This window comes from Vibrio vulnificus NBRC 15645 = ATCC 27562, assembly GCF_002224265.1.
Lineage (GTDB): Bacteria > Pseudomonadota > Gammaproteobacteria > Enterobacterales > Vibrionaceae > Vibrio > Vibrio vulnificus.
The window spans coordinates 679624-700906 of sequence record NZ_CP012882.1; the positions used below are offsets into that span (position 1 = coordinate 679624).

Annotated in this window: 18 protein-coding genes and 1 pseudogene; 8 read left to right on the forward strand and 11 right to left on the reverse strand. The window is 48.0% G+C overall.

Annotated elements, in window-relative coordinates:
- Positions 1 to 199 precede the first annotated feature (199 nt).
- The 4 genes from AOT11_RS18715 (at position 200) to nqrM (ending at position 1482) form a co-directional block, all read left to right on the forward strand.
- Positions 200 to 394, forward strand: coding sequence for a hypothetical protein (locus tag AOT11_RS18715; RefSeq protein WP_017421478.1), 195 nt, complete (start codon positions 200 to 202; stop codon positions 392 to 394).
- Positions 395 to 531: 137 nt separating this feature from the next.
- On the forward strand, positions 532 to 834 hold the full coding sequence (locus tag AOT11_RS18720) for a DUF134 domain-containing protein (RefSeq protein ID WP_026050535.1): 303 nt from the start codon (positions 532 to 534) through the stop codon (positions 832 to 834).
- Positions 831 to 1283, forward strand: coding sequence for a NifB/NifX family molybdenum-iron cluster-binding protein (locus AOT11_RS18725; protein ID WP_017421480.1), 453 nt, complete (start codon positions 831 to 833; stop codon positions 1281 to 1283). The genes AOT11_RS18720 and AOT11_RS18725 overlap by 4 nt, the downstream gene beginning before the upstream one ends.
- Position 1284: 1 nt before the next feature.
- A complete protein-coding gene (gene nqrM, locus AOT11_RS18730; protein WP_011081850.1) occupies positions 1285 to 1482 on the forward strand; it encodes a (Na+)-NQR maturation NqrM in 198 nt (65 codons plus the stop codon).
- A gap of 184 nt (positions 1483 to 1666) precedes the next feature.
- Here nqrM and fusA read toward each other — a convergent pair whose 3' ends face one another.
- The 4 genes from fusA to AOT11_RS18755 all read right to left on the reverse strand — a co-directional run bounded on the left by fusA (position 1667) and on the right by AOT11_RS18755 (position 7417).
- Positions 1667 to 3685, reverse strand: coding sequence for an elongation factor G (fusA, locus tag AOT11_RS18735; protein ID WP_017421481.1), 2019 nt, complete (start codon positions 3683 to 3685; stop codon positions 1667 to 1669).
- Between the two features lie 309 nt (positions 3686 to 3994).
- On the reverse strand, positions 3995 to 4450 hold the full coding sequence (locus AOT11_RS18745) for a GNAT family N-acetyltransferase (RefSeq protein ID WP_017421482.1): 456 nt from the start codon (positions 4448 to 4450) through the stop codon (positions 3995 to 3997).
- Entirely contained in the window at positions 4434 to 6257 is a 1824-nt protein-coding gene (locus AOT11_RS18750; protein ID WP_017421483.1) for a GGDEF domain-containing protein, read from the reverse strand. The genes AOT11_RS18745 and AOT11_RS18750 overlap by 17 nt, the downstream gene beginning before the upstream one ends.
- The gene (locus tag AOT11_RS18755) at positions 6254 to 7417 is read right to left on the reverse strand and encodes a substrate-binding protein (RefSeq protein ID WP_017421484.1); all 1164 of its coding nucleotides are present in this window, start codon (positions 7415 to 7417) and stop codon (positions 6254 to 6256) included. The genes AOT11_RS18750 and AOT11_RS18755 overlap by 4 nt, the downstream gene beginning before the upstream one ends.
- A gap of 317 nt (positions 7418 to 7734) precedes the next feature.
- Here AOT11_RS18755 and AOT11_RS18760 point away from each other — a divergent pair.
- Positions 7735 to 8265: pseudogene (locus tag AOT11_RS18760) on the forward strand (glucose PTS transporter subunit EIIB); the annotation flags it as partial.
- A 96-nt stretch (positions 8266 to 8361) separates the two neighbouring features.
- Here AOT11_RS18760 and AOT11_RS18765 read toward each other — a convergent pair.
- Complete coding sequence (locus tag AOT11_RS18765; RefSeq protein ID WP_017421486.1) at positions 8362 to 9585, reverse strand: MFS transporter; 1224 nt, start codon at positions 9583 to 9585, stop codon at positions 8362 to 8364.
- 110 nt (positions 9586 to 9695) lie between these two features.
- On the opposite strand from AOT11_RS18765, the gene soxR reads away from it, so the two are divergent.
- Positions 9696 to 10163, forward strand: a complete 468-nt coding sequence (gene soxR / locus AOT11_RS18770; protein ID WP_017421487.1) for a redox-sensitive transcriptional activator SoxR — start codon at positions 9696 to 9698, stop codon at positions 10161 to 10163.
- Here the strand turns inward: soxR and AOT11_RS18775 are convergent.
- The 6 genes from AOT11_RS18775 to AOT11_RS18800 form a co-directional block, all read right to left on the reverse strand.
- Positions 10158 to 11708 carry a cryptochrome/photolyase family protein gene (locus tag AOT11_RS18775; protein ID WP_026050536.1) on the reverse strand — a complete coding sequence of 517 codons (1551 nt, stop codon included), beginning with the start codon at positions 11706 to 11708 and terminating at the stop codon, positions 10158 to 10160. The genes soxR and AOT11_RS18775 overlap by 6 nt on opposite strands.
- Positions 11709 to 11794: 86 nt before the next feature.
- On the reverse strand, positions 11795 to 12589 hold the full coding sequence (locus tag AOT11_RS18780; RefSeq protein WP_026050537.1) for a helix-turn-helix transcriptional regulator: 795 nt from the start codon (positions 12587 to 12589) through the stop codon (positions 11795 to 11797).
- Positions 12590 to 12606: 17 nt separating this feature from the next.
- Positions 12607 to 13146, reverse strand: a complete 540-nt coding sequence (locus tag AOT11_RS18785; protein ID WP_011081841.1) for a YbhB/YbcL family Raf kinase inhibitor-like protein — start codon at positions 13144 to 13146, stop codon at positions 12607 to 12609.
- A 188-nt stretch (positions 13147 to 13334) separates the two neighbouring features.
- Positions 13335 to 13736: an NUDIX hydrolase gene (locus tag AOT11_RS18790; protein ID WP_017421490.1), complete on the reverse strand. Its 402-nt coding sequence runs from the start codon at positions 13734 to 13736 to the stop codon at positions 13335 to 13337.
- A gap of 97 nt (positions 13737 to 13833) precedes the next feature.
- A complete protein-coding gene (locus AOT11_RS18795; RefSeq protein WP_017421491.1) occupies positions 13834 to 15984 on the reverse strand; it encodes an ATP-binding protein in 2151 nt (716 codons plus the stop codon).
- 8 nt (positions 15985 to 15992) lie between these two features.
- On the reverse strand, positions 15993 to 16517 hold the full coding sequence (locus AOT11_RS18800) for a putative pterin-binding protein (RefSeq protein WP_017421492.1): 525 nt from the start codon (positions 16515 to 16517) through the stop codon (positions 15993 to 15995).
- A gap of 398 nt (positions 16518 to 16915) precedes the next feature.
- Here AOT11_RS18800 and AOT11_RS18815 point away from each other — a divergent pair, with 398 nt between their 5' ends.
- Complete coding sequence (locus AOT11_RS18815) at positions 16916 to 18076, forward strand: efflux RND transporter periplasmic adaptor subunit (protein ID WP_017421494.1); 1161 nt, start codon at positions 16916 to 16918, stop codon at positions 18074 to 18076.
- Between the two features lie 11 nt (positions 18077 to 18087).
- Complete coding sequence (locus AOT11_RS18820; protein WP_017421495.1) at positions 18088 to 21225, forward strand: efflux RND transporter permease subunit; 3138 nt, start codon at positions 18088 to 18090, stop codon at positions 21223 to 21225.
- Positions 21226 to 21283: the final 58 nt, after the last annotated feature.

Below are 21283 nucleotides of genomic sequence, written 5' to 3' on the forward strand. Positions count from 1 at the left end.
GCCTCTTTTGAAGAGGCTTTTTTGCAGCCAATCACAAATTTGATCTTCAAACGACATCGCCAACACGCTGGCGTTTTGAATTTTTTCTCTGCTGGCAAGGGATTAGCGATTTTACTGATAAAACAGCAAACTAAGGCCACTTTGACATCGTGTTGGCCTTGACTACGCTTTAGATTCCAACGTCAGAAAGGAGATCGTAATGGCAAGACTAAAGCAAGACATTCCAAATCGAGTCACCGTGTATCATGACAATCTAGAGCAGGAGCAGGAACTGAAAAATGCCATGCGGCCTGAAAAACCAAGATACTTCAATGGCTCGCCCACCTACAAAGCGGAAAGCCTTGCTGACTTTGAAGCAAGAATTACCCAGTTCGGACTGAGTATCGATAAATAGCACCGAGTTTTTGCTTCCTTTAACCAATTCCAAAAGCCGCCAGCGCGGCTTTTGTTGTTTTTGCAATCTAAGGTTATTGTTATTGGCATATGCCAATTATAAATCTACAGTGCGCTTGTCATATTGAGGAGGCACCGATGCCACGACCGAAAAAGCCCCGCACCATTGGTTGTTTGCCAAAAGCCAGCTGCTTTAAGCCCAATGGGATACCTGCACACAATTTGCCGCGCATTGCTCTAGATGCCGATGAACTTGAAGCCCTGCGACTGGCGGACGTACTGCAACTGCATCAACTTGATGCGGCCCAGCGTATGGGGGTGTCGAGGCAGACCTTTGGCAACATCATCAAGCGAGCGCGAAACAAAGTGGCGTTGTGTTTGGTGGAAGGCAAAGTGCTGACCTTGCCCAATCAAAGTCAAGATAAGGAGAAGGAAGCATGATTGCGATTCCATTACATCAGGACAAAATCTCTGGACACTTTATGAAAGCGGAGCGATTCGCGTTGATCAATTCACTTGGAGAGGTGGTGGCGTATCTTGCCAATCCTGCCTTCAATCAAGCTGAGTGCGCCAAGAAAGCGCGTTGTGTTCAGCAACTTTTAGCCGCAGGCGTGACACAACTGATGGTGAAAAATATCGGTCAGAAATCGTTAGCAAAGTTACTGTCAAAAGGGGTGGCCGTCTATCAACTGGCTGGTCGTTGTTCACTGCACGAGGTAAGCAAGGCTGTAAAAACGCCCATGACTTCTGCAACACAAGGCCGCGAATGTCGGTCTCATTCTCAGTGTGGATCGGCTTGTCGCCAGCAGAGCAAGGTGAACAAGGTGGCCACGCGCGAACCAAATCAAAGGGTTTGTTCACCCATATTACGCATTCGTCCAAGGGGGTAACATGGTGAATTTGTTGGTGACATTCGGCGTTTTTCTATTGGTGATTGGCTTGATGGCGATTGGAGTGATGTTCAAACGCAAAGCGATTCAAGGCAGTTGTGGTGGTTTAAATACGGTCGGGGTGGATAAAGTGTGCAACTGTGAAACTGCCTGCTCGGAACATAAGCTCTATCAAATTGCCGAACCGAAAGAACGTTAGCTAAAAGATGACCGTGAAGGTTGCTTGGCCAGCAAGCAATAAACGAAGAAGTCATTTACGTACAGACAATTTACAAAGAAGCCATTTACAACGAAACAAGTAAAAAGAAGCGATAAACAAGGGAGCGTGATGCTCCCTTACTGTGTTGTTGACGAAAAACATTGATGGTGACTGAATTTGCCGATTAGGAAGTCGTTTCTTCACAGACTCTTTTTTGCACTGCTGGTGGGGCGGGTTCATAGTGGCTGAGCGACATGTTGAAGCTGCCTTCACCGCCAGTCAGTGCGCGCAGTTTTCTTGCATAGTCTTGCAGCTCATTGAGCGGCGACTTGCCTTTGATTAAAGTTAGGTTGTTCGCTTGTGGCTCTGTGCCTTCAATGAGGCCGCGGTTGCCAGACAGATCGCCAGTCACATCGCCGACGTTATTGGTCGGAATGGTCAGCTCCAACTGAACAATCGGTTCCAATACTATCGGGTCTGCTTTCTTGACGGCATCGAGAAACGCCTTCTTACCTGCGATGACAAACGCGATCTCTTTGGAATCGACCGAGTGGTACTTGCCATCGTGTACCGTGACTTCAATGTCGCGGATCGGGTTATTCGAAATCGCCCCTTCTTCAAGTGCTTGATGGATGCCTTTTTCAACCGCTGGAATCAATGAGGTTGGAATCGCTCCGCCTACTACTTTGTTGACGAACTGGAATCCTGCACCTCGCTCAAGAGGTTTCACACTGAGGTGCACTTCGCCAAACTGACCCGCACCACCACTTTGTTTCTTATGGCGATATTGCCCTTCAGCGGGTTTGGTGATGGTTTCAAAGTACTCAACGCTTGGCTGTTCGGTGTCTACCTCCAGCTTGTATACGCTTGCCATTTTTTCCAAGGCAATTTTGAGGTGGAACTCGCCTTGCCCACTTAAAATGGTCTCATTGGTGCGTGCGCGATGCTCCAAGCGCAGCGAAGGGTCTTCACTGACAATACGGTTGAGCACTTCGCCCAGTTTTTGCTCATCGCCACGTTTGGTGGGTTTGAGGCTTAAGCTGTACATCGGTTGGGGGAAATGAAGGGTTTTCAAACACACGTTATCTTCGTCATGTGAGTCGTGAACGATGGAATCGAACTCCAGCTCGTCCACTTTAGCCAATACGCAAAAATCCCCCGCTAACGCGCGTGAAATTTCCGTGCGTTGTTTACCTTGTAATTGATACAGATGGCCGACTTTAAACGCCTTATTACTTTCGCCGACATAGAGTTGGCTACCTGCGTTGATCTCCCCTTGGAACACACGTAAATACGCCAGTTTACCCATGTAAGGGTCCACGCTGATCTTGTAAACGTGGGCGACAGCGTGTTCGAGGGTGTCGCAATTCACCTTGATCATCTTTCCGTTCTTTTGCAGCAACGGAGGGTTGCCTTCGTTGGGCATTGGCATTAATTCGGCTAAGGTGCGCAGCAGCAATTCAATGCCAGCACCGGTCTGTGCGGAGGCAAAACAGATTGGCACAACATGCCCGGTACGTAACGCTTCTTCAAATGGATCGTGTAACTGCGCAGGGGTAAGTTCTGAGCCTTGTTCAAGGTAGAGCTCCATCAGTTCTTCATCGACTTCCACCACTTGGTCTATCAAGGTTTCATGGGCGGCTTCAACACTGCTTAGCAATGTCGATTGTTGGTGTTGAGGTTCAAAAAAGCAGTCGACAACCTTGTTGCCATCGGCTGAAGGAAGGTTAATCGGTAGGCAATTGCTACCAAAATGGTCTTGAATTTCATCCAACAGTTTCTCAAGTTGGTTACCGTGGTTGTCCAACTTATTGATGATGATCATCTGGCATTTTTTCTGCTGCTGAGCAAATTGGAACAGCTTGTCGGTAACTTGGGTCAGCGGCATTTGCGGATCCAGCACCAACACCGACGTTTCAACGGCGGGAAAGACACTCAAACTGCGACCGAGTAACTCAGACAATCCCGGAGTATCGATGATGTTTAGACGATGTTTTTGCCAGCTTAACGCGACGGGAGTGGCTTCGATACTGTGCTGATATTGAATCGATTGGTCATCGAAATCGGTCACGGTATCGCCTTTTTCAATGGATCCAAGATGAGTGGTGGCGTCGCAAGCAAAAAGCAATTTTTCGATCAACGTGGTTTTACCGCTACCAGACTGACCCACAAACGCGATATTGCGAATTTTGTTGATAGGCATAGCGCCTCCTTGCAATAGAGAGGAAGAAGAGAAGGACGATAAATCTCATGATCAGGCGGGGTTACCGCCTGGTCGTCTTCCAGGTCATTTTGCGCGGGGCTCCTTGCATTGCGACCTCATTAGTCGATGAGTACGGATTTCAGTGTGCACCCATATCCATAAATTTTATGTGACTTAATTCATGCTGGTGTAAATCGAGCAAAGAGAAGCGGATTCGATGTCACAAATAAAGCAAAAGAGGCCATGAAGTGACCCCTTATCGGATAGGAAGCGTTAAAAGCGATGAGACAGACTCACATTGGTGCGTGATCAGAGTGTTAATGTCATGAAGCAGCTGTTTGGGTCTTCCTGATAGTCGCCAAAAGGTGCGCAATACTCAAAGCCGAATTTCTCGTAGAGGGCGCGAGCGGGGGCAAAAAAGGCCATGGTTCCGGTCTCTAAACTGATTTGTTGATAACCTTGCTGCCTGGCGTGTTCAATCAAATGCTGCAAAAGCGTGGAGGCCACCCCGTTGCCTCTGGCGGCGTGTGTGGTGCGCATGGATTTGAGTTCACCATGTTGGTGCGTAAGACGCTTCAATGCGGTGCAACCGAGTAAGGTTTCTGCTTGCCAGCCTGTCCAAAAGGTTACATCCGGATGTTGCAATGCACTTAAGTCCAAGGCGTGTACACTCTCCGCAGGCGAGGTGGCGTACATGTCTTGCAGATGTTCTTCGAGCAGCGTAATGACTTGTTTATGCTGTAAATCGTCAGTGGTAATAATCACCGTTATCGTCCTCAGTCAGTGCATGTTGTACTTGGTTTCTGCCTTCATGTTTGGCTCGATAAAGCGCTTTGTCTGCGATGAAGAGTGCGCGTTCAAAGTTGCAGCATTGCCATAACGTGGCACCAATACTCACGGTAACTTTCATATCATCCCCGAGCTCGAGTACGGAACCCAGTACCATCTCCGCACTTAGGCGGATACGCTCAGCAATAAGCAGGGTTTGTGCCAAATTTGCATCTGGCAACACTAAACAAAACTCTTCGCCCCCGACGCGGCCAAACAGATCTTGTTGGCGAATTTCTTGAGAAACTAACTGACAAAATGCTTTCAGAACCTTGTCGCCCGCAGCGTGGCCATATTCGTCATTGATGGTTTTGAAGTGATCCAAATCCATCATGCAGACCCCAATCTTATCGTTGACTCTTCTTTGAATGTTGGCCGCTTCAATCAGAGCTCGGCGGTTCAATACGCCAGTTAATGAGTCTTGCTGTGCCAATACTGTGAGCTGCTGTTCTTTGCCTTTGATTGCCTCGGCCATATGGTAAAACGCGGCAAACAACTCACCAATTTCATCTTTGCGTTCAAGCAACTCACCCTGGATGGATTTGCCTTTTTCCAGTGCTTTGGCTTGGCGACGCAGACGTTCAATCGGCACGCCGACATAACGGGCAAGGTAGAGTGTCAGCAGTAAAAAGACAATCAGCGCGGCGCCGACATAAGCGAGCACTTCGCGCAGAATATGCCGGTTTTCACTGTTCAACTCTTCAATATCAATGAACGCAAGCAAGCATAAGCCCAGCTCATGCTGTGCAACATTGAGCCCGCTGGCTCGGGTAAATCTGTGTCCCCACGAGGAGCTAATATAGATGTCTTGATTGATGAGGACGCCACCGAGATCGGGCCTGAGCCACGGAGAGGATGTGGCGTTGGGGCCATACTCTTTGAGAGCCTCAGCATTAAGATATTTCGTCGGCATCAGCAAACGACGATTCAACTTAGTCATGATCGACACATCCACTTGGTTGATGTTGTCATTGACTAAGGTGCTTTTAATTTCAAAGATCTGATCTTCAATCAAGGTGCGATCGAGCACCGCCGTGTAGTAGCCCTTCAGTTCACCTGCGCAATCGACCAAAGGGCGTGAAAGAAAATAGGTCTCGTTGTCGAAAATGAGCCCTAACTGTGCGATGTACTCCGCGGGCATTAAGCTGACCACGGGTTTTGGTAAACTTTTTATCGCTCTTAAGTTATTGAGTTGGTTACGTAACTCTCGACTCTCGATGGAGTTTTCTTCGCCGCGAGATTTGAGCTTTTGCAGTTTTTCATACACCAACTGCTCTTTGGCTTGATTGATGGGTTGGTCGATAAGCCATTGTTGATAAGAGAGCGATAGCTGCTTTTTAGTGAACTCGTCGTAAGCGATCAACCCCGAAATGTCTTGGCGAAGAATATAGCGGTTGCTTTTGTTGGCGGAAAACACCGAATCGATGATGCTGCCTTTGGTGTCGGTTAACAGCAACATAGAAAAACCAGAAGCAAAACTGATTGCATCCTCCATTCTCTCTGTCACTACATGCTCATCTTGGCACTGAGCAAGATGCGCACTGACCAAATCGAACTCCGAAAACCGACGATCAATATAGTGGCTGATCTCTTTTGCACCCTGTGCAATCGCCAGTTGGCTACTTTGGCGGATATGCTCCACTATCAGGTTGATGCGCGCCTGATAATAGACATAGCCAAATATCGCCACAAATAAGGCGAGAGGAGACAGGATGAGGAACATCTTGAAACTGAGTCGATTCATTCGGTCGCGCTTCTTTGATCCTCAGGTTTTATGATGCCTAAGTTGCGAATCACATTGAGCTCGCCTTGTTGGAACTGAGCAAGGTACATCGGGAGATCAAAATGATGATCATTGCGCAAGTGAACGGCGTCTTCTCCGCTGTAAAGCGTCAATTCAGGTAAGTTGATCAATAACTGCTCTCCATCAACGCGGCCACTTTTTTCGATGGCGGCTTTGATTAAATAAATCAGATCGTAATGCGCTTTACTTGAGTAGGTGACCACTGCATCTGCGCCGTGAAAGCGATGATAATTCTGCACAAACTCGCGAGCGACCGCGTTATCCAACCCGCTGAAAAAGTGCAGGGCGGTCATCACGCCTTGTAACGATTGTGAATCCACATTGCTTAGATAGGTTTCATCGGCCGCAAAAGCGACAACTTGAATCTCTCTTTCAAATTCAAACGCTTTCATCTGTTTGAGGAAGTTGAAACCATCACTGCCGGGCAAGATCAGCATCAGCACATTTGCCCCCGAGCTTTTAATGTGTTCCAGCACTGGGGCGTAATCTTTAACACCAAAGGCGGTAAATTCGATGCCGCTGATTTCGCCTTCCACTTTCTCGACTTCTTCGACAATGCGTTGAGACATGCGGTGTGGCCAAATGTAGTCGTAACCGAAAATGTAGAAGGAACTGCCGACGTTTTCCGCTAAATAAGGGACAATCGGTGCAATATAGTGCTCAGGAATGGTGCTGTAACAGATGAGATAAGGGCTGTAGTGACGGCCTTCGTAGTCGATGCCATAAAACATAGGTGTGCGCAGCTCGGTGGCGATTTCACTCATTGCATAACGCGATGAACTGCTGACCGGGCCTAATAGCGCGAACACATCCTCATTGAGAATCAGCTCTCGACTGTATTTGACCGTCTTGGCAGGGTCCGTGGCATTGTCTCTGATCACCAACTCAAGTGGACGCCCCAAGACACCCCCTTTGGCATTAATCTGTTCAACCGCAAGCTCGGCGCCTCTGACGGCTTGCTCACCATATACCGCAAAGGTGCCAGTCAAAGGCAGCACCGCACCGATTTTTATCGGGGTTTGTGGTTGGGAGCAGCTTACAAGGCTAACGGCCAGCAGTGGCAGAATGAGCGGCAGCAAATAAGAGCGAAGTTTGCCCATATTGTGTGTCCTTTTCGTCAATGAGCGATATCCCTGTCCACGTTTAGCAGCCGATGTGAGTCGCGTGCTATGCGCAGCTGAGCATGAACGTTTACTTATTGCCTTCTGTACGTCGTTCCTCGTGGTTTGGGAATTTTATTGTTGTTTTTATCACTAATTATAAGGGGATGTGCTCCGTAAAGGCGAGCCCGTTTTTTGTACAGAGCTTGGTATAAAGTTCTAAACCAAACACTTACTATGAGAATAGCGTGTTTTATGCCTGTTGGCGGATTTTGACGGTGAAATGGAACGAAGTTGTTATTGGATTCTCTTTTCTTACCTTCCTGTTTGTTGCTCCTGTGTTGTATATCATCCACATTTTCCTGACCGGCATCGCTTTTGCGCTAACCGCTTTTCTGGAGATTAAACACAGTACCGACTTTGCACATGGGGCGATTCAGTTCTTCTTGTACTACCCAATGTCTACCAACGCCTGGATGTTCTTTATCATCGGTCCGATTTGGGCTGCGTTGTATTACGGTTTATTCCGCTTCTTGATCGTCAAGTTGGATCTTAAAACCCCGGGTCGTGAAACGGAGTTGGTGCAAGTAAACATTGCTGGCGCACCTGAAGCGATTGCGGTGGACATTGTTGCAGCGCTAGGAGGCAAGGCCAACATTAAATCGGTAGATGCGTGTATTACACGTTTGAGAGTGTCGGTGAAGGATATTTCACATGTGGATGCCAACAAGCTCAAAGCGCTTGGGGCGCGAGATGTCTTAATTATTGGGGACAGTTTGCAAGCAATTTTCGGTACGCAGTCCGACAATTTAAAAAGTGAGATTCACACGGTATTAGCAACCGCATAGTGATGTGTTCTAACTTGCCAGCTCCTGACATTCCCCCTGTTTGTTTTTCGTCTGGCAAGCTAGCCAACCTCTTAGTTAGGAGGTTGGCTATTTTTGCTATTCGTGCACCAGTTCTCGTGTTAAAGGCCGACTGGTCAAAACAAACAAGCAGGCAGAAGCAACCAGCATGACCAGTGCCGCAATTAGGAAGCCTAACTGCGTTTGGTCTTGCTGAGCCAAAAACGCGATTAATAGGTAACTTAAACTCTGTACCAGTGTTGAAAACATGGCCAGCCCTCCGTCAACACGCCCTCTTTGTTCAATGGCCACGGTGTGATGCATCCAGTTAGTGCGGGTAATTCGGTTGAGTGCATTGAAAAAACCAAAAAGAAACGTCAGTACAATCAACGCCAAAGGCGTGGTGGCGAGTGCCATGCCCGCGAGTGCAAACGTCAGTGCCCCCATCGCCCACAATAACGTTTTTGGGTAATTACCGTTGGCCAATAATCGATGAATTGACAATCCCGTGAGCAGTGAGCCCAACCCGAAAGCAATGCTGTAGCTAGCGAACCAATGCCCTGCGACTTGGTTTTCCGCGAACCAGATCGGCACTAGTTTACCCAAATAGGTGACGATGGGATAGGAAAGGCAGGAGAGAAAAATGATGGCGAAGAAACGTGGTTGCGCCGAGAAAATTACACGACTCTCCACCACTTGGTGCCAAAATTTACCGGATTTTGCGGCGCGAAGTTGTCGGTGATAAGGCGTTAATGTGTAGCTGATGGCGGCGATAAACGATGCACTGGCAGCAAACAACGCAAATTCCAACAATCCCCAATGTTCTAGCAACACTACCCCTAAGCCGCCTGCGCCCAGCGTGGTGGCTTGCAACACAATTTCTTGTTTGCCTGCGATGCTGGCGTATTCGTGCTGCTGATAATTTTCCTGAGTAAAGGCGTTATTGGTGCTCCATGCCAAATTACTTGAGAGCCAGAAGATCAGTTGTGCACCTGCCAGTAGCCAAGGGGAGTGCCATCCCCATAGGCTAGCCAAGGCAACACCAAGTGCAGTCAACGCCTGTAACCATTGATTGAAGAGTAGAATGGCTTTGCGAGAGTGGCGATCAATCAACGTAGCGAAAAAGGGGGTGATCACAAAAGAGAGCGCTGTGCACACAAGGGCAGTGAGAGCAACAAACGTGCCCATATCGGGTGTTTGTAACATCATCCATGGTAACGCCATCATAAACAGTCCCGATGAGATCCCATCAAAAAAGAGGCCGGTGAGGTAAGGCAAGGTACGATTGCGTGTTGCAGGTGGCATATTCATTATTTTCTCCATGTCGACTGACGTATTTGTTGCTACTCTAAAAGCTCAACTTAACTTGAGGTAAAGCACTTTTTTGCTCGAATTCGACAAAGAGACAGCCTCAAAACTCGCAAGGAAGCAAAATGGACATCAGCGTAGGTGAAGTGGCGAAACGATCGGGAGTGAAAGTGTCGACGTTGCACTTTTATGAACAGAAAGGGCTGATCACCAGTTGGCGAAATCAAGGCAATCAAAGACGCTACCATCGCAGTGTGTTACGTCGTATTGCGGTGATCAAAGCGGCTCAGCAGGTCGGACTGTCACTAGAAGAGATTACCCAAGCGTTAGAAGGGCTCCCTAAGCATCAAGCACCGACAAAAGCGCAGTGGGAAACCATGGCCACCGGCTGGCATGCGATGCTAGAGCATCGGATTTTGCAACTGAAAGCGTTGCAGAGCGATTTGGGGGGCTGCATTGGCTGTGGTTGTTTGTCTCTTGAAAGTTGCAATTTACGCAATCCTCAAGATGAAAAAGCGGCTAACCATCAAGGGGAATCGTTACTAACAAACCCGGAGGATGAGGATTTTACCGCGATTGTGAGCCAGCTATAAGCTATCAAGACGCTCTAAATACGCGTTTGCGGTGGCAAGAATACGCGCTTTCTCGTCGTCGGCTTGGTTTTGCCAATTTTTCACCATCAGAGCCATGCGAGGATTACGCAAGAAGCGGTTTTGATGTCGGTCGATGAAATGCCAATAAAGGCTATTCATGGGGCAAGCATCTTGTCCACTGCGCTGTTTGACGTGGTAATGGCACTGTTTGCAGTAATCACTCATTTTGTTGATGTAAGCGCCGCTGGCAGCATAGGGTTTGGTGCCCACGATGCCACCATCGGCGTGCAGAGCCATTCCCCTTGTATTGGGCATTTCTACCCACTCGATCGCATCGATATAAATGCCAAGATACCATTGCTCCACTTCGTCAGGGTCACAGCCCGCAAGCAGTGCAAAATTCCCCGTCACCATCAGACGCTGAATGTGATGTGCGTAGGCAAAGGTGAGTGATTGTGAGATGGCTGCGCGCATGCAAGCCATGTTTGTCTCGCCGGTCCAAAAATAGGAGGGTAATGTGCGTTTGGCTTGCAGTGCATTGAGTGCGGCATAGTGCGGCATCTGGCTCCAGTAAATCCCGCGAACATATTCACGCCAACCTAATATCTGCCGCACAAACCCCTCTATTTGCGCCAGAGAAATGCCATCTTGATTGTGTCGATAAGCCGAGATCGCGGTGTTGATTACTTCTGTAGGAGAGATCAATTTGCTGTTTAAGGCAAAGGAGAGGCGGCTGTGATAGAGGCTCCAAGAAGCCGTATGTTGGTGGATCATGGCATCTTGAAATCGGCCAAAATAGGGTAGGCAGATTTGGCAAAAGTGTGCCAGTAACGTCAATGCTTGTGAGCGATTGATTGGCCAGAGTAGCGGTGTTTGTGCTTCTCCAATACAATGCACCTGGTGTCGCTCTAGCCGCTGAAGAATGGTGTCAACAGGATTGGCAAACATCAGCGGTGTTGGAAGTGCATCTCGATCCTTGTCCGAGAGTTTGTTTCGATTGTCCGCGTCGTAGTTCCATTTTCCTCCCAACGGTTTTTGCTGATCATCCAACAAGACGTTATGTTGCTTACGCATTTGGCGATAAAAATGCTCCATCAAAGGGGGTTTCGCTTGGGAAAATCGCGCTTCGATTTCATCAAAAGGGAGAATGAAGTGTTCGCTATCGACACAAGTAATGGTTGTACCTGGTATGGATAGATTTTGGAGTTGCTGTAAAAGACGATATTCGTCAGGACGTTGATAGTCAAAATGAGTGATTTGGTGTTGCTGGCAGAGAGCCGTAATCCAGTCTGTCAGTGTGGCTCGTTGACACGACTCATCAAGATCGATGTAGCGGACAAGATGACCTTGTTGTTGCAGAGTCACCGAAAAATGCGCCATCGCCGCAAAAAAAGCGCACACTTTTTGTACGTGATGGCGAACATAATCGGTTTCTTGTTTAAGTTCGATGATCAGATATAAGGTGTCATCGCTCACCTGATCGAACCAAGTGTGCTGCGCATTGAGTTGGTCGCCTAAAATGAGTCGTAGCCGAGTGAATGTCATCTTCTTCTCGCGAGTGTTTTTGCTGTTGTATACGATTTGCTGTTGCATACGAAGCGTGGCGAAAAACGATCAAACTGGCGCTATGCTTAATTCGGCAATGTTTTGCAATACTCTCTCGGAGAGAGTCCAAAGCGCTGACGAAAGCGTTGACTGAATTTATCTGGCGATTGGTATCCGCACATCAATGACAACTCTGCGGTTTTACGGTGGCCTTGCTGCATCAGGCTTAGCGCATGGCTAAGCCGTACTTTTGACAATACTTCACGATATTGAGTGCCTTCCTCTTTTAAACGGCGGATCAAGGTCGCTTTGCTGATGGCAAAGTGCTGACAAGCGTCTTCAATTTGATGATCTTTACTCGGCTGTTGGGCGATAAACTCACTAAGCTTTTGCTCAAAGCTTTGGCCCTGTGGCGCAAACATCAAGTGCAGTACCCCTCGTTCTGCTAATTGCTGATAGAGCCCATACAGCCAGAACGTGAGTGTCTCTGCACTCAAATCGCCAAGCGGCAGTCCGGCCAGCAAATTCAACGTATGGTTGAGGGCTTTATCACAGCGAACCACAGGGTGATGAAGGGTGAGATGTGGTGTGGTCGTGCCATTACGTTCACTCAACGACATCATTTCTGACGTGGGTGATAGAGAGAAGCAAAATTGACGAGATGAAAACTGCCCGGCGTGAGGAAGATTCTCGAAATGGAGTGCATGATTGGCACGGCACAGCAACAGGCTGTGAGCATCAATATCCAAGGTGGTTTCTTGCCAATAAAGGCGCTTACTGCCAGTGGTAATTTGGATAATGCTGGGAGTGAGAATCGCCACATTGCGCAATGCTTGCGTGTGAACACCACGATAGTAGGCAAGTTGCATCAATGATTTCATTGTCACTCCCATACGAATTATCGAACGTAAGTTGCGGTTAACGTTGCTTTATCTAACGCCATTGCGTTGAGCATAAAACCCACTAGAGCGGGTGAGCTGTTGCTATCTAAGTCTAACTTGGCTTCAGGTAATGCCCAAACGGTAAATTGATAGCGGTGCATGCCATCACCCTCTGGCGGACAAACGCCGCCGAATCCTTTTGCGCCATAGTCGTTACGGATCTCCGTTGCGCCTACTTTCTTGAGGTCAACGCCACGCGGTAATTCCGATACATTGGCTGGGATATCAATGGTAGACCAATGCCACCAACCACTGCCTGTTGGGGCATCTGGGTCGTACGCTGTGATGGCAAAACTTTTGGTGCCTTTAGGCGCGTTTTGCCAGCTTAGTTGAGGGGAAAGATTATCGCCGCTACAACCAAATCCTGTAAATTCAAAGGTTTTCGCCATGCGTTGCCCTTCCATAATGTCATGGCTAGTGAGGCTAAAATCGCCAGCATAGCTGGTGGATGCGGCAACAGAGCTAAGCAGTAGTAGTGCGATAGATGAGTATTTCATGCTGATGTTCTCCTAATGGTGTATGAGAACCATTGTAAGAACCTCAGGATAGTTTTCTCGCTTGAAAGTGTCACCGTTTTTAATATTTACTTGTAAATGATTCTTTTGGTCTGTTTTTCTGGTTTTTATGTAACGGTGTGATGCTGCGTCGTTTGATGCTCACACGGTGCGCGGAGCACCAATGCGAGCTAGAACAACCCCTCTGCTTGTAAGCGAAGCAGCTCTTTAAGTGCGATCTTATCCACCTCGGTCGCTGGGGCGAAGTCAGTGACTTTGCTCCAAAAGACAGTGTCCGCTTCGTGGCTTTGGATCTCGCCTTGCCATTGGGTCACCACATAATAGTGCAGCAGCTGCAGCTCAGAGGTCGGATGGTAGAGCGAGCAGAGATAGTGATACGCCAACGCATCAACGCCAAGCTCTTCGCTGATCTCTCTTAATAGCGTTTGTGTTTGGCTTTCTCCGGTTTCCATATGCCCGCCGGGAATGGCTACCATATCAGGGTCGCAGCGCTTTTCCTTGCTGCGCTGTTCAAGCAATACCTTGTCTTCATCAATCAATAAAAAGGAGACGCATGGATGTACAGGGGGCATGTTTTTACTCACTGCTTCGGTTGTTACAAGCTCTGTATGACAGAGAGTCGAAGGCTTATAAAAACAGAGAAATGGCGAAACGACGAAAAGTTTGTTGTTAAACTGTGCGGCTTTTCACTGTGTTTGTGAGGCAATGTGTTTCGATCAAGCTCTCTAATGCGTCAACATTAAAAGGTTTTGCGAGAATATCGTCAAAACCCGCCTGTCGATACTTTTTCTCATCTTCTTCAAACACGTTGGCCGTTACCGCAATGATCATCGCCCCTTTGGCGAGTTGCTCTGCTTGAATTACTTTCATTGCTTGCAAGCCATCCATCACTGGCATTTGAATGTCCATCAACACCAAGTCGTAGGCTTGTTTTCTCATCCGTGCTAAGGCTTCTTCACCGTTATTGGCCATATCGGGAACAATGCCTAAGCGAGCCAGAAAGTGCGTCGCGACCAACTGATTAATATGAACATCTTCTACCAGCAAGACCTGCAAATCCAAGTAGGTTTTGTGAGGCATGGTGATGGTGGCTAACGATGGGGTAGGTTTGCCAAGGAGCAGTTCATACATTCGATAAGAAACATACGGCTTGCTCAGGTACTCCACTTTTGCACTGCTTTCGAGATTCTGCTGTTGTTCGATATCGGTGATCACCAGCAGTTTTCGCCCCCCAGCTTCCTCGTATAAGGTAGGAAGAATGTTCGCGATAAGGCGTTGATTGTGATGGTAATACACAAAATAAGGCTGGGTATGATCCGCCAATAAAGCCAATCGGTTCACATCGTGTTGGATAGTGCTGTAATACTCACTGCCATCATTATGGACCAAAATATCACTCGGACATGGTGGTTTAGGCTCAAAGTGCGGTGCATGCAAAAGGGGCAGTGTTAATGATAAGGTCACCTGGGTGCCCCGATTAAGTTCGCTTTCTATGCGTAATGTGCCTTGCATGAGATTGGTCAGTTTTTGGCAAATCGCCAACCCGAGTCCTGTGCCGCCGTATTTTCGTGTGGTTGAATCGTCGGCTTGAACAAACTCGTCAAACACCTTTTGCAACTGCGCTTCTGAAATGCCAATACCAGTGTCAGACACGCAGATTTGCAGCACCGAGTTAGGGCCACGATTTTGCACGGTGAACGCCACTTTGATCTGCCCTTCATGAGTGAACTTGATCGCGTTTGAACAGAGATTGCTGATGATTTGGAACAGGCGCAGTGGATCCCCGTAGAAAATCATGTCGCAATCTTGAGGTGTGATGATAAAACTCTCTACCCTCGGGGTCTGGGTTCGCTCGTGAAACAATACGCGAGTGTCATCAACAATGTCTTTCAGTGAGAATTCCACTTGTTCCAATGTCAGCTTGCCAGAGTCGATTTTGCTGATGTCCAAAATGTCGTTCATCAAAGCAAGCAGATGTTTACCGGAGCGATGGATCAGATCGATGTACTCGCGAATTTGCTCGCTGGCATTGAGATAATGGTCGGTGTCGCTTAAACCGATGATGGCATTCAGTGGCGTGCGTACTTCGTGAGAAATGTTGGCGAGAAATTTTGACTTGGTTTCGGCACTCGCTTCAGCGGCGCGCTTCGCTTCTTGCATATCGAGGGATTGCTGTTGCGTAAAACGGGTGAGTCGCACTTGATCGATATAGAGTTTGAAGACGAGCGCGATGATCAAAATAGAGACAAAGAGGATAGCCAAATAGTACCAATGTTGTTGACGATAAAACTGCTCTCGGCTCAGTAGGAAGTCACTCTGATTGTGTTCAACCCGCAAAATGACTTCTGCGGTGTAGGTATTCCAGCGGTTATAGAGCGTATCGGTTTCGCTAATTAAACTCGGCATCACGGCTTCAGCTGAAGTCACCTCTTTTAACGCGGCGACTCGGGAGGTCAATTGATGCAGCCCTTGGGTCATGGCATCCAGTTGCGCAAAATCACCGTAATCAGAATGAAGCTCAATGGTGGCGTGGCTTTTCAGATCATTTTCAATGCTCGCACGCATGATGCGTGTACGGATTTGAGTTTTCTGCAAGTTGGCAGCAGACGGTTCGACTAAGAAATCTTGCAGCGAACTTTTGATGTGCAGCAGCTTGGTTTTTGCGCCTAAATTGTTGTTCACGATCGACACATACGGCGCCATTGCTTGGCTGGTCATGTTTTGATAAGAAAAAAAGGCGGCGGCGATAAGGAAAAACAGTGCGCAACCTAGCGTCACTAGGAGAATAGCAAGGATGGGTAACTTACTGCTCTGCTTCATCAATTTCCTCATTCCACTTTGATTTCACGGACTTGCCAAACGGAGCGATTGTAGTAAAGGTCAAAGCGTAACTCAGGGTTGTCACTAAAGGGATACACCACAAATAGCGGGCCTTTGTCGTCAATCGTCATGATTTTGCCATTTTCGTGCGTGGCGAGGATCACGGGGTAATTGGTCACATCCTCGATTGGAATAGTGGCGACGTAATCATCCCACGCTATCACAATCAACTCGCTGCCCTTTGCTCCGACATAACTCAGTAGATCTGACAGCCGTGGGCCTTGGTATTGATAAACGGAAGCGGCAACATGATTGTCGGTTTGAATGGTCACTTGCTCAAAAGAAGCGAGCGTTTCTCTATCAAGTACAAAGCCATCCGGAGAGTTTCGGTTGTCAATGTTGCCACTGATGGTCAGTAAAATGTCACCCTGAGGGGGCGGGTAAATTTGTGCCAAACACAATGTTGGGAGCAACGCGAGTATCCCTATTTGCCAAGCAAATTTCATTGTCATCTCCAGCGATGCATAAACCATTCATACCTTTGAAAATAGGTTATAAAAAGCCGCCTTTCAAACCGACTCTGGCGCTTATTGAACGAGAAACGTCCAAAGCCATGGTGGCATCAGCGTCAAGATGTGTTTGGTCAATATCACCAAAAGTGAGCGATATTCGCGCATGTTATTTTTATCTTGAATGCTTTGTTTTGTAAGTGATTGAAAAGTGTGGAAATAACATTTGGCACAAAAATTGTTACAAAAAAGGAATTTCATGGTATTTACGCTGTCTATCTTTTGAGTTTTTGATATGAATCTTGCCTATTGTAGTGTGTTCGGCAAGTGGATTTGAGATCGAATCAAAGAAAGAAACGTAAAACATAACAATACCTCGCTGGCGTGACTTTTTCGCGAGGTCAATAAAACACAGAATAAGGATGCTCATGTTACACAATGTCGCTCGTTGGATTTTACCTGTCGCTCTGTTGGGGGGCGGATACGTTGCTTATCAAGCCATCGCTGCATCGGGGCCGGAAACAGACGATAAAAAAGAGGCTGTGGTCGAAACCATTGTCGAAACGGCCCCACTGCTCCCGACGGAACACAAAGTGATGATCACCAGCCATGGCGAGTTGGTGCCTTTTGAAACGACCCGCTTGTCTGCACAAGTCTCTGGTGAGGTCGTGTCTTGGCACCCAAACTTTGTCACGGGGGGAATTGTAAAGCGTGGAGAGGTGCTGTTTTCCATTGAATCGGACAACTACCAAGCGGCTGTGTTACAAGCCGAAGCGGAGTTAGCGTCGGCAAAAGCGGTGTTGATCGAGGAAAAAGCGAAAGCGAAAGTTGCTGAGCGCCAAGCCAAAAACCTTAGCGACAAACAAGTGTCTGATCTCTATTTGCGTAAGCCACAATTGCTCAGTGCGGAAGCGCAGGTGAAATCAGCACTGGCGTCGCTCAAACGAGCAGAGCGCGATCTGGAAAACTGTAAGGTGGTCGCCCCGTACGATGCGTTAGTCGTCTCACGACAAATAGGGGTTGGCCAATTTATTTCCGCGGGCAGTGAAGTTGCGTTACTCAACAATATTGAAGCGGCTGAAATTCACATTCCTATTGCTGGCTTTGACAGTGCTTTCTTGCCTGAAAAACTGTCGAATATTCGTGCCACCATCCGTTTGCAAGGGCTTCGCCAAGTCGAAAGAGAGGGCAACATTGACCGTGACTTAGCGATGATTGATTCCGCCACACGTATGATCAACGTTGTGGTTCGTATTGATGACCCGTATGGCATTAATTCGCAAAAGCCTGCGATCAAGTTCGGCTCCTACGTGGAGGTGCAATTTGCAGGCAAAGAGCTCAAACACATCTATCGCTTGCCGCAAGAATTGGTTAGCAACCGCACGGTTTGGGTCGTGAACGAAGAAAACCAGCTCTATCCAAGAAGCGTCAATGTATTGCGTTCAGAAGGTGAATTCGTCCTGATTTCAGAGGGTATTGAGCAGAGCGATAAACTGGTGCTCACAGTGCCGGAATATCCACAAAAAGGCATGTCGGTAAAGCTCTCTCAGACAAAAAACGCTGACGCAGAAAATCAAGGCTAAAGGAGCGCAGGATGGAATCTAACCAACAGCGCGGCCTGATCAGCTATTTCGCGCACAATTCAGTGGCGGCCAACTTACTGATGGTGTTCATCATCATCATGGGGATCGTCAGTTTCTTTTTCATTCAACGTCAGATGTTTCCGAACATTGAAGTGAATTACATCAACGTTAGTGCTAGCTATCCGGGTGCTTCTCCTCAAGAGATTGAAGAGAGTATCTTGCTAAAAATGGAAGAGTCACTCAAAGACGTGACGGGTATCAAGCAAGCCGTTTCTACCGCCTCGCGCGGCAACGCGCATATTTCATTGGAGATCAACGTTAAAGCCGACATCAAAGAGGTGTTGGATGATGTGAAGCAGCGAATCAGCACCATTGCGAGCTTTCCGAAAGGGATGGAGCCAGTCAACATCTACCAATATGAGTTCCGCCAAGATGTGATTGAGTTGTCTTTAGTCGGAGATCGGCCATTGGAAGAGCTCAAGCCGATCGCGAAGAAGATCGAAGATGAGCTGCTGCAATTGCAAAACGTCATGCTGGTGGAGTTGAGTGCGCCAGAAGAGGAAATTGCGATTGAAGTGGATCCGCTCGTGCTGCGCAAATATGACCTGACCTTAAACGACGTGACCAATGCGATTCGCCGCTATTCCGCAAACTACTCCGCGGGTGAAGTGAGCACGAGCGCCGGCATGATTGCCGTCAGGATTGAAAACCAGTACTACAAAGGGGAAGAGTTCCGCAATATTCCCGTCAAGTTAGGGGCCAATGGCGCGAAAGTCCTACTGCAAGACATTGCGACGATAAAAGATGGCTTTACCGAAGCTGAGCGTTACTTCCAGTTTTCGGGGCAAAATGCGATTTATCTGTCGGTGAAGGCGACCAAAGATCAGGACATGATCCCAGTCGCTGAATCGGTCAAAGCTTACATTGCGCATAAAAATGAGCAGCTACCCGATGATTTGCAAATCAAAACTCTGGTTGACATGACGTACTACTTGCAAGGGCGTTTGGACATGATGCTGAAAAACCTCCTGCAAGGGGCCGTTTTAGTTGCCATCATGTTGAGTATTTTCTTGCGTGTGCGTTTAGCGCTGTGGGTAATGATTGGCTTGCCCGTTTGTTTCCTTGGCGCGGTGATGGTGATGCCTTTTATTGGCGTGACGATCAACATCGTTTCACTGTTTGCCTTCATCATGGTGTTGGGCATTGTGGTGGATGATGCGATTGTGATAGGCGAAAGTGCCTACAGTGAAATCGAGAAAAAGGGCGGTGGCGTTGACAATGTCATCACTGGGGTGAAAAAGGTGGCAACCCCCGCGACTTTTGGCGTACTCACCACCATTGCGGTGTTCGCCCCATTTTTGATGTCATCAGGCCCTGAGCGTGCGTTTTTTGTCGGCATCGCGGCGGTTGTGATGCTCTGCCTTATTTTCAGCTTGATTGAGTCTAAATTGATTCTTCCGGCTCACTTAGCGCACACCAAATTTAGCCCCATCAAACCAGATGGCTGGCGTGCTCGCTTCAATACACGTTTCTTTGGTTTCGTGAATGGGCCTTACCAGCGCTTTGTGCGCAAATGCACTCATTGGCGTTGGAGTGTGATGGCGTTTTTTGTGGTTTTATTGGTGATCAGTGTTGGTTTGGTCACTTCCAATCATGTTCGGATCATCATGAACCCGAAAGTGCCGACGGATTTTCCTGCGGTGACGGTGAAAATGAACGACAACGTTTCCAGTGAGCAGACCATTGACGCGTTGAAACAGATTGAGCAAGTGATCAACGAGGTTGAAGAGGAGACCATCGCGCAACATGGACGTGGCATGATACGCGACATGCTTTCATACAACCGAGGACGCACCGAAGGGCGCATTGTCGTGCCCTTGGTGGATGAAGAGCTTCGTCCGTTTAATACCTTTGAACTTTCAAGAATGTGGCGTGAAAAACTGCCTACGCTCGCAGGGGTAAAAAGCCTCACTATTCGTGATGCCACCAACAGTGGCGATGATGGCGATGAGTTTGGCTATCGCCTCTTTGGCACGGATATTGAGCAGCTCAATGCCGCGGGGCGTTACCTGATCACACGTTTGCAAGAGCAAAATGGCCTGTTTGATATCTCCTCAAGCATTGATTCAGGAAGTAAAGAAGTATTGCTCTCTCTGGCTCCAGTGGCTTATGACTTGGGTTTAGATCTCACCATGATTGCTGAACAAGTTGGCGGCAGTTTTTATGGCGGTGAAGCACAACGTTTTATCCGCGATGGAGAAGAGCTGAAAGTGATGGTGCGTTATCCGAAATTGACGCGTGAGGCGTTTGCCTCACTTCGTTACGCGGTGATCACCACGCCCACTGGCAAGAAAGTGATGCTTGGTGATGTCGTGACCATTGATGAGCAGCCGGGCGTGAGCAGCATTCGTCGTGAGCAAGGTTACAAAACAGTTTATGTATACGGCTCCATCGATGAGGAAATCGTTGAACCAAATGAAGTGGTGAAAACCGTACGAGAGTCGTTATTGCCTGAATTGAAAGAGAAATTCCCTGGCGTCCGAACGGAGCTTGGCGGCAGCATTGAGGAGCAGCAAGCTCAGCGTAATGAACAGATTATTTTCTTTGTCGCGGGGATGATCATTGTTTATATCTTGCTGGCAGTGCCACTGAAGAGTTATACCCAGCCGTTGATTGTGATGTCGGTTATTCCGTTTAGTCTCACTGGTGCTATTTGGGGTCATTACTGGTTAGGTCTCGATATCAGTATGATGTCCACCTTCGGCCTTATTGCGGCTGCGGGGGTCGTGATCAATGACTCTTTGGTCATGACGGATTACGTTAACCAAGTGCGCCGTGAAGGAATGTCGATCAAAGATGCGGTGGTGCAGGCGGGTTGCGCACGTTTTCGCGCGATCACACTGACCTCGATCACCACCTTTGTTGGGGTGTTACCAATCATGTTTGAAACCAGCTTGCAGGCGAGATTTGTCATTCCAATGGCCGTCGCTCTGGGGTTTGCTGTGCTCTTTGCTACCTTGCTGACGCTGGTGTTAGTGCCATGTCTTTACTTGATCTTGGAAGACATTAAACATCTGCTTGGAAAAGTATGGCGTGGTATCTGCTACCCATGGCGACGCTTCTCCTCACTGCGTAAAGCGAACGCTTAATGCTGATTTATCGTTATCCCATGCCGCTTACGAGCGGCATTTTTTATCCCTTGCGTTT

What these genes read in the sequence shown, in the direction of transcription:
- AOT11_RS18785 (WP_011081841.1), bottom strand. Translation starts at nt 13,146, where the DNA reads ATGAAATACTCATCTATCGCACTACTACTGCTTAGCTCTGTTGCCGCA.
- soxR (WP_017421487.1), top strand. Translation starts at nt 9,696, where the DNA reads ATGGACATCAGCGTAGGTGAAGTGGCGAAACGATCGGGAGTGAAAGTG.
- AOT11_RS18780 (WP_026050537.1), bottom strand. Translation starts at nt 12,589, where the DNA reads ATGAAATCATTGATGCAACTTGCCTACTATCGTGGTGTTCACACGCAA.
- fusA (WP_017421481.1), bottom strand. Translation starts at nt 3,685, where the DNA reads ATGCCTATCAACAAAATTCGCAATATCGCGTTTGTGGGTCAGTCTGGT.
- AOT11_RS18820 (WP_017421495.1), top strand. Translation starts at nt 18,088, where the DNA reads ATGGAATCTAACCAACAGCGCGGCCTGATCAGCTATTTCGCGCACAAT.
- AOT11_RS18790 (WP_017421490.1), bottom strand. Translation starts at nt 13,736, where the DNA reads ATGCCCCCTGTACATCCATGCGTCTCCTTTTTATTGATTGATGAAGAC.
- AOT11_RS18720 (WP_026050535.1), top strand. Translation starts at nt 532, where the DNA reads ATGCCACGACCGAAAAAGCCCCGCACCATTGGTTGTTTGCCAAAAGCC.
- AOT11_RS18815 (WP_017421494.1), top strand. Translation starts at nt 16,916, where the DNA reads ATGCTCATGTTACACAATGTCGCTCGTTGGATTTTACCTGTCGCTCTG.
- AOT11_RS18750 (WP_017421483.1), bottom strand. Translation starts at nt 6,257, where the DNA reads ATGAATCGACTCAGTTTCAAGATGTTCCTCATCCTGTCTCCTCTCGCC.
- nqrM (WP_011081850.1), top strand. Translation starts at nt 1,285, where the DNA reads ATGGTGAATTTGTTGGTGACATTCGGCGTTTTTCTATTGGTGATTGGC.
- AOT11_RS18725 (WP_017421480.1), top strand. Translation starts at nt 831, where the DNA reads ATGATTGCGATTCCATTACATCAGGACAAAATCTCTGGACACTTTATG.
- AOT11_RS18765 (WP_017421486.1), bottom strand. Translation starts at nt 9,585, where the DNA reads ATGGAGAAAATAATGAATATGCCACCTGCAACACGCAATCGTACCTTG.
- AOT11_RS18775 (WP_026050536.1), bottom strand. Translation starts at nt 11,708, where the DNA reads ATGACATTCACTCGGCTACGACTCATTTTAGGCGACCAACTCAATGCG.
- AOT11_RS18800 (WP_017421492.1), bottom strand. Translation starts at nt 16,517, where the DNA reads ATGGTTTATGCATCGCTGGAGATGACAATGAAATTTGCTTGGCAAATA.
- AOT11_RS18715 (WP_017421478.1), top strand. Translation starts at nt 200, where the DNA reads ATGGCAAGACTAAAGCAAGACATTCCAAATCGAGTCACCGTGTATCAT.
- AOT11_RS18755 (WP_017421484.1), bottom strand. Translation starts at nt 7,417, where the DNA reads ATGGGCAAACTTCGCTCTTATTTGCTGCCGCTCATTCTGCCACTGCTG.
- AOT11_RS18795 (WP_017421491.1), bottom strand. Translation starts at nt 15,984, where the DNA reads ATGAAGCAGAGCAGTAAGTTACCCATCCTTGCTATTCTCCTAGTGACG.